This window comes from Mycolicibacterium arseniciresistens (genome assembly GCF_030519285.1).
Classification (GTDB): domain Bacteria; phylum Actinomycetota; class Actinomycetes; order Mycobacteriales; family Mycobacteriaceae; genus Mycobacterium; species Mycobacterium arseniciresistens.
In genome coordinates, this window is record NZ_JAUMSQ010000116.1 from 1 (window position 1) to 12,433 (window position 12,433).

11 protein-coding genes and 1 pseudogene are annotated in these 12,433 nt (G+C 70.5%); 3 read left to right on the forward strand and 9 right to left on the reverse strand.

Annotation, left to right across the window (positions count from 1 at the left end; translation table 11 throughout):
- Positions 1–45: 45 nt before the first annotated feature.
- The 4 genes from Q2100_RS16080 to Q2100_RS16095 are packed head-to-tail and all read right to left on the reverse strand — an operon-like array spanning position 46 to position 3,755.
- Positions 46–891 carry an oxidoreductase gene (locus Q2100_RS16080; protein ID WP_302914890.1) on the reverse strand — a complete coding sequence of 282 codons (846 nt, stop codon included), beginning with the start codon at positions 889–891 and terminating at the stop codon, positions 46–48.
- Position 892: 1 nt separating this feature from the next.
- Positions 893–2,137, reverse strand: coding sequence for a hypothetical protein (locus Q2100_RS16085; protein WP_302914891.1), 1,245 nt, complete (start codon positions 2,135–2,137; stop codon positions 893–895).
- A complete protein-coding gene (locus Q2100_RS16090; protein WP_328518127.1) occupies positions 2,137–3,270 on the reverse strand; it encodes a sulfotransferase family protein in 1,134 nt (377 codons plus the stop codon). Before Q2100_RS16090 ends, Q2100_RS16085 begins: the two co-directional genes overlap by 1 nt.
- A 41-nt stretch (positions 3,271–3,311) precedes the next feature.
- Positions 3,312–3,755, reverse strand: a complete 444-nt coding sequence (locus Q2100_RS16095) for a nuclear transport factor 2 family protein (RefSeq protein ID WP_264014960.1) — start codon at positions 3,753–3,755, stop codon at positions 3,312–3,314.
- Between the two features lie 186 nt (positions 3,756–3,941).
- Between Q2100_RS16095 and Q2100_RS16100 the strand changes: the two genes are divergently transcribed.
- The gene (locus tag Q2100_RS16100; RefSeq protein ID WP_302914893.1) at positions 3,942–4,832 is read left to right on the forward strand and encodes an SDR family NAD(P)-dependent oxidoreductase; all 891 of its coding nucleotides are present in this window, start codon (positions 3,942–3,944) and stop codon (positions 4,830–4,832) included.
- 3 nt (positions 4,833–4,835) lie between these two features.
- Here the strand turns inward: Q2100_RS16100 and Q2100_RS16105 are convergent, their stop codons facing one another.
- From Q2100_RS16105 to Q2100_RS16120, 4 genes and pseudogenes are all read right to left on the reverse strand, one after another.
- Entirely contained in the window at positions 4,836–6,071 is a 1,236-nt protein-coding gene (locus Q2100_RS16105; RefSeq protein ID WP_302914894.1) for a DUF1214 domain-containing protein, read from the reverse strand.
- Positions 6,072–6,076: 5 nt separating this feature from the next.
- Positions 6,077–6,877, reverse strand: coding sequence for a sugar phosphate isomerase/epimerase family protein (locus tag Q2100_RS16110; RefSeq protein WP_302914895.1), 801 nt, complete (start codon positions 6,875–6,877; stop codon positions 6,077–6,079).
- A 2-nt stretch (positions 6,878–6,879) separates the two neighbouring features.
- A complete protein-coding gene (locus tag Q2100_RS16115; RefSeq protein WP_302914899.1) occupies positions 6,880–8,052 on the reverse strand; it encodes a sulfotransferase family protein in 1,173 nt (390 codons plus the stop codon).
- Between the two features lie 27 nt (positions 8,053–8,079).
- Positions 8,080–9,195 (reverse strand): annotated as a pseudogene (locus Q2100_RS16120) (LLM class flavin-dependent oxidoreductase); the annotation flags it as partial.
- Positions 9,196–9,668: 473 nt separating this feature from the next.
- Here Q2100_RS16120 and Q2100_RS16125 point away from each other — a divergent pair.
- Positions 9,669–10,247 (forward strand): MarR family winged helix-turn-helix transcriptional regulator, encoded by a 579-nt coding sequence (locus Q2100_RS16125; protein ID WP_302914896.1) that lies wholly within the window; start codon positions 9,669–9,671, stop codon positions 10,245–10,247.
- A 10-nt stretch (positions 10,248–10,257) separates the two neighbouring features.
- Here Q2100_RS16125 and Q2100_RS16130 read toward each other — a convergent pair whose 3' ends face one another.
- Positions 10,258–11,376: a GGDEF domain-containing protein gene (locus Q2100_RS16130; RefSeq protein ID WP_302914897.1), complete on the reverse strand. Its 1,119-nt coding sequence runs from the start codon at positions 11,374–11,376 to the stop codon at positions 10,258–10,260.
- Between the two features lie 247 nt (positions 11,377–11,623).
- Between Q2100_RS16130 and Q2100_RS16135 the strand changes: the two genes are divergently transcribed.
- The coding region (locus tag Q2100_RS16135) for a siderophore-interacting protein (RefSeq protein WP_302914898.1) at positions 11,624–12,433 on the forward strand (810 nt) is incomplete at its 3' end.

The following is a 12,433-nucleotide window of genomic DNA, read 5'->3' on the forward strand; positions in this document are numbered from 1 at the left end:
CGCGCCGCCCCGGTGACCAGCGCCACCCGGCCGTCGAGCGTCTGCTCAGACATGGTTGTCCGGGCTGGGGAAGTTCACGTCCTTGGTGACCGGCTTCCACTCCTCGATCGAGGCCGACATGGCGGCCAGCTTGTCGCGGGTGGCCTTGAGCACGTCGCGGCCGAGCAGCAGCCGCAGCGGCGGATCGTCGAGGGTGGTGAGCATCAGCACCGCCTCGGCGACCTTGCGCGGGTCGCCGGGCAGGTCGTTGGCGAACTGTTTGATCAGCGTCTTGCGTGCGCCGACGTGTTCGGCGTAATCGTCGACCGGAGTGGCGGACTCCTTCATCGACCGGGCCGCCCAGTCGGTGCGGAAGGCGCCCGGCTCGACGGCGCACACTTTGATGCCCAGTGGCTTGACCTCGGCGGCCAGCGCCTCGGTGAGCGCCTCGAGGGCGAACTTGGTCGACGAGTAGTACGCGTTGGGAGGGTTGGCCACCAGCCCGGTCATCGACGAGATGTTGACGATGTGGCCGCCGCGGCGGGCCCGCATCTGCGGCAGCACCGCCTTGATCATGTCGACAGCGCCGAAGTAGTTGGTGTCGAACAGCTTCCGCACCTCGGCGTCGTCACCCTCCTCCACCGCGGACATGTAGCCGTAGCCGGCGTTGTTCACCAGCACGTCGACTCCGCCGAACGCGTCGTCGGCGGCGGCCACCGCGGCGGCGATCTGACCTTTGTCCGTCACGTCGAGGGCGACCGGCACGGCGCGGTCACCGAAGGTGCCGGCGAAGTCCGCGACGGCCTCGGCGCGCCGCGCCGTCACCACCACGCTGTGCCCGTTCTCCAATGCGACACGGGCGATCTCGCGTCCGATGCCGGTCGAGCATCCCGTGATGAGCCAGCGCGCCACGTCAGACCGTCCCTTCCGGAAGGCGCCGCAGATACGCCGCCCGCCGTGCCGCCAGTTCCCCGGCGCGTTCCTCCGGTGTCACCCGATCGAGTCCGGGCACCTCGGCGTCCAGATCGTCGAGCTTGACCACCCGGCCGCGGGCACCGAGATCCTCGCGCGGGCCGTCCGGCCCGAACTCGGCCATCCGCAGCGTCAGGATGCCCTCGTTCAGGCCGTCGGTGTCGATCCAGTTGCGGGTGCCCGGATCGGTCGCGGAGATGACGTAGGTGTAGCCACCGCCCTCGCCCGGATGCGACTGCGCCTTGTTGAGACTGCCGGTGCGGTCCACGATCTCGAGGGTGGTGCCCCAGATGTTGCTCAACGGCACGGTGAAGTACTCGGCGCCGCCGTCGTCGACGTCCACCACGAACGCCTCGTCGGGTCGCAGGTCGAACCGGCCCATCACGTACACCTGGTTGCGCATGGCGCCGGCCCGGTCCGCCGACCATGCCAGGTCGAAGTGGTTGGCCGGCATCTTGTACACACCGTGGCTGAGCTTGCCGGTGAAGTTCGCGAAGTGCGCCATCATCGCCGCGGTGGCCTCGGCCTGTTCGTCGAGGGTGCGGGCCGACCCCGCGGGCGGCCCGCCGAGGCGCTCGACGGTGAGGTGGTTCGGGTCGTCGCGGCCCCAGTCGAGCAGCACGTCGCGGATGTAGAACTCGTGCGCCTCCGGCGTGGAGCGCACGTGGTTGGGCCTGCCGTTCGCGGGTTCGGAGTCCACGGTGATGGTGAACGACCCGTCGGACTCCACCTCCATGGTGCGGCCGTTGAGCACGTCCACGGTGCCCATGTTCGCGTCCCACAGCGTGAAGTAGTTCTCGGTCATCCGGTGTTCGCCGACGCGGCCGCGGATCTCGTAGCGTTCGTCGCCGCTGATCGGGATCACCCGGTACACGCTGTCGGGATTGTCGATGCCCCAGCGTGTTCCGGGGATGGCGCGGCCCGCCACCGGGTGCGCCAGCCGGGTGATGCAGGTGACCTTGGGCCGCAGCGGGTCCTGGTTGGACGACCACACCGCCGCGGAGAACATCACCTCGGCGAACGCGGCGTCGAAGCGCTCCCGCATGGCGGTCGACGGCTTCGCGCGGGCCAGCCAGTTCTCGGCGACCGAGCTGTAGGCGGCCCGCACGGTCGGGTGCGCGGTCAACTCGAGGGCGGCCAGTTCGTGCTCGTGCTGCGCCGCGGTCGCGACGGGGTGGTCAGTCATCAGGTCCTCGGGTGTCGGAAGCGTGAGTTGTACGCCGCGAAGCGGTCGTCGATCTGGGCCTCGGTGAGCCCGTAGTCCTGCAGCGAGTACGGCGGACGCTGCGGAGCGCGCGGCCGGTCGACGAGCCACCGGCGCATGGCCGCCTCGGCCTCGGCGGTCAGGGGCAGGCCGATGGCGTCGTACACCAGGGCGACCGCTGCGATCGGGTCGTCGACCGCGTCGGCGTAGGCGATGTCGGTGACGCGTGCGGCGGGCCACTGCGCGCGCACGGTCATGGCCCGGTCGGTGGTCCAGCCCATCCGCTGCAGCCACTGCGCTCCGACGCGGTGCCGGTCCACGGTGTCGGCGTGCATCGCGTGCAGCGTCGCGTTGAGGCCGGCGCCCGAGGCGACGGTCTCCCGGGGGTCGCGGTGCATGTGCACCACGTGCAGATCGGGGAACAGCGCACGCAGAGCGTCGAGGTAGCCGAGGTGGGCAGGCGACTTCAGCACCCAGCGCAGGGCGGTGATCCCGGCACGACGCTTCTGCCACTGCAGGAACTGCAGCATGCGGTGCAGGTACGCGTACGCGGGCGTGAAGTCCTGCGTGTCGATCCACGACCGGTACCGCGGCACGTGCGCACCGGACTCGGGCACGTGGGACAGGAACGCGTCGGACAGGAAGACGATCTCCTCCTCCGGTTCCCGCGCGTACATCGGGTGGATGGCGAACAGCTCCGGCGCGAGCTCGCGCGTCCTGGCCTCCCTGGCCTCGCTGACGGCGATCCTGTAGTCGGGTCCCGACCAGTCGTGGTCGAGGCGGGGCGCCACCTCGACCACCTCCCAGCCGTAGGCGCAGTGCAGGCGCGGATCGGCGGCCAGCAGCCGCTGCATCAGCGTGGTGCCGCTGCGCATCATGCCGACCACCACGATCGGCGCGGCGATCACCTCGTCGAGGATCCCGGGGTGCCTGCGGATCCACTCCTGGGCGCGCAGCCGCATCCGCAGGCTGTGCACGATGCCCGAGCGCAGGATGTGCACGCCGATCTCGTTGAGGTCGGCGCCCGCGTAGTCGTCGAGCAGGACGGCCAGCGGCTCGCAGAAGGGCACCGGCCCCCAGTCCTCGAGACCCTCCTTCTGCTGCGCGGCGGACATCACCGCCGTGACGTCGAAGGCGGCGGCCTGCGCCGTGCCGGTCACCACTTGAGGTGGTGACTCATGTCGCCGGCCTGGTCGACGAACATGGTGCGGGAGTCGAACCACCAGCGCCCGTCGACCCGGTGGAACGTGTCGTGATAGCGCCCGGTGACGATCACCTGCAGCGGCAGGTCGGGTGTGGCCTGCGTGACGAGGTAGTACGACCGGGCCGACGCGTTGCCCGCGGACTCGTCGACCTCGATCCGCACGTTGGTGGTGTGGTGATGGGTCTTGGGGGTGCCGTCCTCGTAGAGCCGGGTCGCCATGTCGTACATCTGCCGCACCCGGGTCGTGCCCTCGAAGACCGTCTCCGGCGGGCCGTTCTCCACACCGCAGATCCGCCCGTGCGCGAACAGGTCGGCGACCGCGCCGAGATCGCCGGCGTCGATCCGCTCGGCATAGGAGTAGATCAGGTTCTCGATTTCGCGTGCGCTGTCGGTCATGCGGAATGCCGCGTCGTCAACGATGCGCGAATGGCGTTCTGGCGCAAGGGCGACCCCGCAATCCGGCCGCGGAGGCCGTCATGGCCAGCCGTACTACTGGCTCTAGTCAATTAACCAGCCGTGAACAGCGGTGTCAACGGCCGGGGCCGGTCCGGCGCGGTGCCCACACCGGGCTACCCTCACACCGTGACCACACCGTGGGCGCCGAGCCGACTCGGCAACCTGACCGGCAAACGCATCGTCGTCACCGGGGCCACCAACGGGGTGGGCCTGGGCACCGCACACGCGCTGGCCGCGGCCGGAGCGCACGTCATCATGGCGGTCCGCAATACCGAACTCGGCGCCCAGCGCGCCGCGGAGATCGGCGGCTCCACCGAGGTCCGCAAAATCGACCTCGCCGACCAGTCGTCGGTGCGGGCGTTCTGCGCGGACCTCGACGGCGAGATCGACATCCTGATCAACAACGCCGGAGCGCTCACCCAGACCCGGACCGACACCGTCGACGGCTTCGAGGGAACCATCGGCACCAATCTGCTCGGACCGTTCGCCCTGACGAACCTGCTGTTCGACCGGGTGACGTCGCAGATCATCACCGTCGGGTCGAATGCGCACCGCAACGCGACCCTGCGCCTCGACGACATGCACCTTCGCACCAACAAGTGGACCGTGATGGGGGCCTATGCCCGGTCGAAGATGGCCGTGATGCTGTGGGGCCTGGAACTGGACCGCCGGTTGCGGGCGGCGAAGTCGCCCGTGGTCAGCCAGCTGACCGATCCGGGCTGGGTGGCGTCGAACATCTCCCAGGTGTCGGACAAGCCGCTGATGGCGGTGGCGCACAAGGTGGTCAAGGGGGTGGCCGACCGGCTGGCCAACGACATCGACGCCGGCGCAGCGCCGACGCTCTACTGCATCAGCGAGCCCATCCCGCCGGGCAGTTATGTCGGAGTGGCCGGTCGGATGGGCCTGACGGGCGGGCCCGTCCTGATCGGCCGCAGTGAGGCCGCCTGTGACTACGCCGCGGCCAAGCGGGTGTTCGAGTTCGCCGAGCAGGAGACGAACACCACGCTGCCCGTCTGACCCTCAGATGCCGTAGCGCAGCTTGACGCTGCGGTAGCGGTCCTGCATCTGGGCGGTGCGCTGCGCCGGCGTCACCATCGCGGTGCCGGGCGGCAGCGCGTCGAGCAGGCCGGCGCGCGGCACCACCCGGGTGCGGAACACCGCGGCGTTCCGGCTCGCCAGGTTGCGGTAGGTCAGGTTGCCGTCCGAGAAGCCCTGCGTGTCAAGCCAGTTGTGCACCAGCGGATCGTCGTGAGACAGCACCAGCCGCACCACCCCGTCGTCGTCGACTGCCGTCCGGGCCGGGGTGTAGCTGACCGGCCGGTGCAGGAAGTCCATGCTCGAGCCGAACACGCCGGCCATCCCGAACACCCAGAATCCGTTGTGGGCGGCCATCTCGACGATCAGCGCCTCGTCGGGCGCCAGCCGCCACACCATGTGCGCCGCCATCCGGCCGCGCTTGGCGTCGGCGTCGGAGTCCGCGGACCTGTCCGCCGGAAACTGGTTGAGCTGCAATGGGTCACACACGCCGCCGGAGTACCGCCACGAATGCTCGGGCCAGTCGCGCATCGCGCCGGTGAGGAAGTCGGCGGCCCAGCCGAACGCCTCGGTCATCCGGTCGGCCGACGGCGGCGCCGGGGGCCCGGTCATGCCCACCCGTTCGATCGTCAGCGTCGTCGGTGTCTCGTACCAGGCGTCGAAAGCCTCCCGCACGAACAGCTTCCGGCTGCCCGCGGTGGTGGGCAGCCAGTTGTGCGGGCGCTGCGGCCCGCCGACGTACACCTCGAAACGGCCGTCGGCGTCGGTGACGATCTGGTGGCCGAACAGGTTCGCCTCGGGGATGTCGCCGAAGGGTTCGTGCAGCGACGGCCAGTCGGTGCCGGGGATGGTCTGCGGTCGCGGTCCCTGCACGGTGATGTTCAGCCACCGCGCGGTGCCGCGGGTGCCGGTGAGCCGGTAGGTGTGCGCGCCGTCGATCCAGGCCTGCCGGTAGGTGAAGTCGGCGACGTCGCCGCCGAGCTTGCGGGTCGGCGTGCAGAACGGGTGCAGCTGCGGATACGCCGGGTCGCGGGTCTCCAGCGCCAGGTCGAAGGCCTGCCCGAGGTTCTGGGTGAGGAAGCGGAAGGCGTCGGCCCGCTGCACCGATGTGCCGGGGTTGGCGTCCTTGAACGCTTGCGCCCCGGCGTCTTTCAGCCGGTCGCAGAAGTCGCGCCACGCCTCGTCGAGTGCGTCGTCGGCGGGTCCGTCGCGAAAGGCCACGCTGTTCAGGCTCCCAGGCGCGTCAACAGTTCGGACAGGTGGTGCGCCGCACGCGCGGTGGCAGGCGCGGCGCCCTCGGCCTCGATGCGCGGCCCCACCAGTTCGATGTCGAAGACCCCGCCGTAGCCGGTCGCCAGCACGTCGCCGAGAATCCGCGGCAGGTCGATCGTCCCGTCGCCGGGCACCGCCCGGCACGGCGCGGTGCGGTCGCCGAGCACGTAGTCGCTGACCTGGACCAGGCCGGTGTGCGGTGCCGCGCGCTCGATGAGCCCGCGCAGGCCGGCCTCCATCCAGCAGGCGTGCAGGTCGACACACACGCCGATGCCCGCGCGCTCGGCCAGGGTGATCGCGTCGGACAGCGTGTGCGCCATGTGGATGTCGGCGTTGAACGGCGAGGCGTTCTCCGCCAGCAGTCGCACCCCCGCGGCCTCGGCGGCCTCCCGGCCCTGGCCCAGCAGATCGGCGAAACGGTCCGCGGCCTGCTCCCACGTCAGCCCGCCGCGGCCGCCGGTGAGCAGGTACAGCCGCTCGGCGCCGAGCTCCGCGGCGGTGTCGACGACCTCGAGCAGCCGCCGGCCCGCCTCGCCGGTGTCGCGTTCGATGTCGGGGTGGACGGCGAAGACGTGGTTGACCGCGGCGACCCGCGGCCCGCCGCGGCGCAGCGCGCGCCACGCCTCATCGGGTAGCGGGAACGCCTGGCTGACCAGTGTCATGTGCTGGATTTCCAGGGACCGGCAGTGCTCGACGAACACCTCGGTCGGCAGGCCGAGGAACGCCACCTGATGCAGGCAGACGCGGGAATGCACGGCTAGGAACGCTTTTCGATGGGGACGCCGAATCGTTCCCGGAACGGGCGGAACTCCTCGTGCAGCGCGTTGAGGTCCTCGCCGATGTCGGTGAGCACGTCGGTGGAGTAACGGAACTTGCCGTGCCGGTCGCCCTTGTTGGTGGCCAGATAATCGCGCATCGCCGTCTCGGCGCCGGCGGTGAGCTCGCGGCCGGCGAACCCGTAGCAGCCGCGGACGGTGGCGATGGGGTCGGCGACGAAGTCCACGTAGCGGACGTGGTGGATGCGCGGATCGGCGGCGAGCGGGTTGGACATGGTGTTGGCGATGCTGGCCCGCGTCATCTCCAGGTGGAACTTCGCCTCCGCGGCGAGGTCGACGGGGCCGACGAGCCCGTCGGCGATGTCGGCCATCATCATCGTGCGCGACGCCGCCACCTGCACCGGATCGCGGTGCAGCCAGACCAGCCGGGCGTCGGGGTAGGCGTCGAAGAACTCCGCCAGCCGGAATCCGTGGAAACCCTTGCACACCCACTGCTTCGGCGGCCTGCCGTACTGCAACTGCTGCAGCATGGCGCGGTGGATGCGGTACTGCGCTCCCGCGTCGGTCGGCAGGCCGGCCGCGAGCGTCTTCATCGGCACCCGCCACCACGCCGTCGGCGTCATCACCCGGAAGTCGAACGCCCACGTCCGCTCGTCCTCGGGCAGTCCGTCGCCGAGCATGTCGTTGTACGGATGGCTGTGCAGCCACTTGGGCAGCTTGGCGTTGATCTCCCGCCAGTCGTCGTCGGCGCGGGCCCGGCGGGGGTCGTCGGGGCCGGCGAGCCCCGGTGGCGGCGACGGGTACATCACCTCCCAGAACCGCAGCGCGCGGGCGTCGGGATCGACCGACATCAACGCGTGCATCAGCGTGGTGCCGGAGCGCGGTTCGCCGGTGACGAACAGCGGTCGGTCGATCACCTCGTCGCCGATCGGGTGACGGCGGCGGTCTTCGAAGAACTCCAGCCGGGACGTCAGCAGCCATCGGCACACGTCGGCGGCCTGCCGCCGCCCGGCGTCGTCGAGGCCCGCGGTGTTGAGGTGGTCGACCGCCACGGCGAACCGGGCAGGCAGGGTGTCGTCGCCCCAGTCGGTGAGACCGGTGTCCCGGCGAGCGGCGTCGAGTATCTGGTTGGCGTCGAGTGCGTTGCGCGACAACGTGATCGGTGCCGGGGCGGCTGCGGGATCGTCGAGCAGCGCGAGCAGCAGGTCCTCGGTCTCGCGGACCTTGGCCGCCGATGCGGCGCCGTAGGCAAGCCCGGCCATGGCGCCGTACTCCATCAGCTTGAACACCCGCATGCCTGCGTCGGCGAAGTCCTTGAGCCGGTGCGCGACCTGGCTCGGGGTGCCACACGGGAAGATGTCGCGGATGGCCTGGGTGTCCACCTCGTCGCAGAACCGCAGGATGTTCTCCCGGGACAGCTTCACCGGGTCGAAATCCTGGACGCCGCGCCAGTTCTCGCCCATCGGATGCCGGTGCCCGAAGGCCCGGAGGTCGGCCGCGGTCAGCAGCAGCAGGATCGACTTCACCAGCGGCGCGCGCAGCATCTCGGCGATCTCGTCGTCGTCGCCGATCAGGCAGATCTGCGTCAGCGCGGGCACGATCGCCATCGGGTCGCGGCCGGCGCGGTCGGCGGCCGCCCGCACGGCGGCGAGCTTGGCGGCGTAGTCCTGCGGGGTGTAGGCGCCCATCGGCCACCAGCCGTCGGCGTGGGTGCCGGTGAGTTCGAGCATGCGGGGCCCGGCGGCGCCGATCCACAGCGGCGGGCAGCGGCCGTCGACGTGCGCGGTGTCGAGGCGGGCGTGGTCGAGGCGGTAGAACTCGCCCTGGAAGTCGACCGGGCCCTCGCTGTCCCACAGCAGCCGGATCACCCGGATCGACTCCTCGAGACGGCTGACGGGCCGGGCGAAGTCGAAGCCGTAGGGGACGATGTTCTCCAGTTCACCGGATCCGAGGCCGAGGATGAAGCGGCCGTTCGACAGGTGATCGAGGGTGAGCGCCGTCTGCGCGAGCAGTGCGGGGTGCCTGCGCACCGTGTCGACGACGCTGGTGGCCAGCGGGGTGCGCTCGGTGAGCACGGCCGCCGCCGCAGCGACGGCCATGGCGTCGAGGTTCTGGTGTGGCGAGGGTGAGGCGGTCGCCAGGTCGGTGAACTCCGGTGTCCAGATCGCGTCCGGCCAGAAGCTGACCATGTGGTCGGGAATCCAGATGGAGTGGTACCGGCCGGAGTCGTACGCGCCGAGTTGGTCGAGCCCGAGCGGCAGCGTGGTGCGCAGGAACGCGGCCGGTTGCACCTTCATCGCGGCACGCTTGAACGGGGGCTGTTGAGCACTCGCACAGCATACGAGTCCTGCCCCTCTCGCCGCGGCAACTTCCGGCGTCCAGGTCGCCAGGGGTCCACGAGAGCTACGTACGCCGGCGTTGCTGTGCGCTGATGTCGGCGTCGAAGACGCCCGGGCAGGGGGCGGGCGACTCGCCGGCGACCGGCCGAGGGCCTGACCCGGCCCCCGGAGTGGCGGGAACGCCTGAATGCGCTGCACCCGCGCCTGCGGGGTACCTGTGCGACGCGATGCGCGCGCTCGCCGGCACCCGGCCGCAGAAGGGCCGATCCGGGCCGCGCAGGCACCTGCTGTCGCAGGCGTCACAGGGTGCGGGTGCCAACGTTAGGGAAACCCCCGATTCCTTCACCCCCGGTGCACGTCAAGACTTGGCGACAAGGGACACGTGCGGCGCGGCGAATAGACAATCGCGTCACGAAGGGGGAGGGGACAGCATGATCCAGCAGACGGAGGAGCGGCGGGTAACCGGGGAGCACCGCCCGAGTCTGATCGGGCAGTTGGGGGGGCCGCGGCCGCTGGAACAGCGCACCATCGGCGGGCGCACCGCCAGCGAGGTTCCGGGACTCGACATCGGGGAGCTGCGGTCGTGGCAGAACTTCCTCGACGCGTCGCTGCGGCTGACGGCCCGGCTCAACCGGGTGCTGTCCGACGCGCACCAGGTGGGGTTGTCCGACGTGCGGCTGCTGCAGCGGCTGCACAAGTCCGACACCGGCTCGGCGAGGATGGGGGACCTCGCCGATGCACTCGTGGTGTCGGCCAGTCGGATCAGCCGCCAGGTCGGCCGGCTCGAGGACAAGGGCCTGGCCAAGCGGATGCCGAGCGAGAAGGACGGCCGCAGCGTGCTGGCCACCATCACCGAGAAGGGCAGCGCCCTGCTCGAGGAGGCGATGCTGACCTACGGCGAGGCGATCCGCGCGCACTACCTGCAGCAGCTCTCGCGGCCGCAGACCGCGGCGATGGCGGAGAACTGCCGGCGGATCAACGCGGCGCTGATGTGCGAGGACACCATCTGAGCGGGCCGGCTCAGTCGAACGCGTTCGGCCCGCCCAGCACACGCAGCGGCGGGTTGCGCACATAACGGGCCTGATTGCCGCCGGCGACGCGCGCCTCGAGCATGGCCGCAGTCGCGATGCCGATCACCTCGTCGAGCACCTCGTCGGGTGGATGCAGGGTGAGCGGTCGCAGCGGCGTGCTGACCACCCCGATGCTCGCCGTCAGCCCTGACGGGGTGGTGGCGACCGCTCCGCGCAGCCGCTCCACCAGCGGAGACGCGTCGGCGGTGGTGAACGTGTCGGCGATCAGGAACTCGGCGTCGGCCTCCCCGGTCAGCACGTGGGCGATCACGGCGTTCTGCCGGACGTTCTCCCGCATCGTCTGGCCGACCGCCACCCGCACCTGGTTGCCGACGTGCTCACCGCCGACGTCGACGCGCAGCGAGAAGCTGTCGATGCTGACGACGACCATCACGAAATAGCGGTCGTCGTCGCGGCTGCGCGACGCCAGCAGCGTGGCGGCCCGCAGTCCGAAGGCCTCGCGGTTCAGCAGGCCGGTGAGCGGCTCGATCTCTGCCTGGTCGATGTCGGTGACGATCAGCCGGCTGGCGGTCCGGCAGGTGTAGATCACCACCACGTTGACCGTCGTCACCAGCACTGCTCCGACCACCGCCAACGTGGCGTCGCCGGTCATCCGCAGGCCGAGCGTCAGCAGCGTGGCGGCGACGCCCACCCACACCACGGCGAGCAGTCGCAGCGAATGGAAGAAGGCGACGTACGCGGTGATGATCGCGAAGCACGTCGCCCCGAGCAGCCCCAGCAGTGGAACCGGCTGGATCAGACATCCCGCGGTGACCGCCACCGTGCCGATCACGACGCTGGCCGCCGACTGACTGCGGCTGGGCCAGCGGCGGCGCAGCCACAGCAGCCCGACGACCAGGCAGATCACCGCGACGGCGGCGGCGATCGTCCGGTCGCGGGCCGTCTGCGGTCCGATCGAGCTGGTGGTCAGGATCAGCGGCAACGCCCCGGCGACGATCACGGACCCCGCGATGACGCGGCACGTGCGCACCTGGGCGCCCCGCGCGGCGAGAATCGCCGTCAGCCAGTAGTAATGGTCCGCGGGGACCACTCGCCTCGACGCCGTCATACCCGGGTCATCTTCCGTCCGAACTGTTCACGCCCCCGGCTGCCCACCCATTGTCCCTATCGGCACCGGCGGCATTCTCATTATCCGCATTTGCCGACGGACATGTTGACGGCCGGTTAGGGGACCCTTAGTTTGTGGTGATAGCTTTGCGCGAACCGGCTGGTGTGGACACGCCCGGTCCGGACTCCGCCCACCCGAATGTTCGGCAGACGATGGCGTGGCGAAGTGCCGCGGGAGAGGACACCTGATGGCACGCGGATTCCAGGGCGCCATGATGAAGGGGTTCGGCGCGCGGGACCACACCGCGACGGTGATCGAGACCGAACCGATCGCACCCCACTTCGTGCGGATCCGCATGCAGTCGCCGACCGTCTTCGAAGACGTGGTGCCCGAGCCCGCCGCGTGGCTGCGGTTCTGGTTCCCCGACCCCGACGGGTCCGATTCGGAGTTCCAGCGCGGATACACGCTGTCGGAGGCCGACGCAGAGTCCGGCCGTTTCGCCGTCGACGTGGTGCTGCACGAACCGGCCGGTCCGGCGTCGACGTGGGCCAAGACCGTCCAGCCCGGCGCCACCATCGAGGTGATGGCGCTGATGGGGTCGACCCGGTTCGACCTGCCCGAGGAACCGCCCGCGGGCTACCTCCTGATCGGTGACGCGGCCTCGATCCCCGGCATCAACGGCATCATCGGCGCGATCGACGCCGAGGTGCCCGTCGAGCTCTACCTCGAGCAGCACGACGAGAACGACCCGCTGATCCCGATCACCGAGCACCCGCGGCTGCGCGTGCACTGGGTGGCCCGCCGCGACGAGAAGTCCCTGGCCGAGGCACTCGAGGTCCGTGACTGGTCGAACTGGTACGCGTGGGCGACCCCCGAGGCCAACACCCTCAAGCACGTGCGGAACCGCCTGAAGGAGTTCGGGTTTCCCAAATCCGAGGTTCACGCCCAGGCGTACTGGAACGCGAGCAAGGCGATGGGCAAGCAGCGCGGTGGCGCCGAGCAGGAGGCCGCCGTACCGACCGCGCCCGTCGTGGCGCCCGCGCCCGCGACCGAGGCC

Excerpts from the sequence above, each read along its gene's own strand:
- Q2100_RS16125 (WP_302914896.1), top strand. The coding sequence starts at position 9,669 with ATGATCCAGCAGACGGAGGAGCGGCGGGTAACCGGGGAGCACCGCCCG.
- Q2100_RS16090 (WP_328518127.1), bottom strand. The coding sequence starts at position 3,270 with ATGTCCGCCGCGCAGCAGAAGGAGGGTCTCGAGGACTGGGGGCCGGTG.
- Q2100_RS16085 (WP_302914891.1), bottom strand. The coding sequence starts at position 2,137 with ATGACTGACCACCCCGTCGCGACCGCGGCGCAGCACGAGCACGAACTG.
- Q2100_RS16095 (WP_264014960.1), bottom strand. The coding sequence starts at position 3,755 with ATGACCGACAGCGCACGCGAAATCGAGAACCTGATCTACTCCTATGCC.
- Q2100_RS16130 (WP_302914897.1), bottom strand. The coding sequence starts at position 11,376 with ATGACGGCGTCGAGGCGAGTGGTCCCCGCGGACCATTACTACTGGCTG.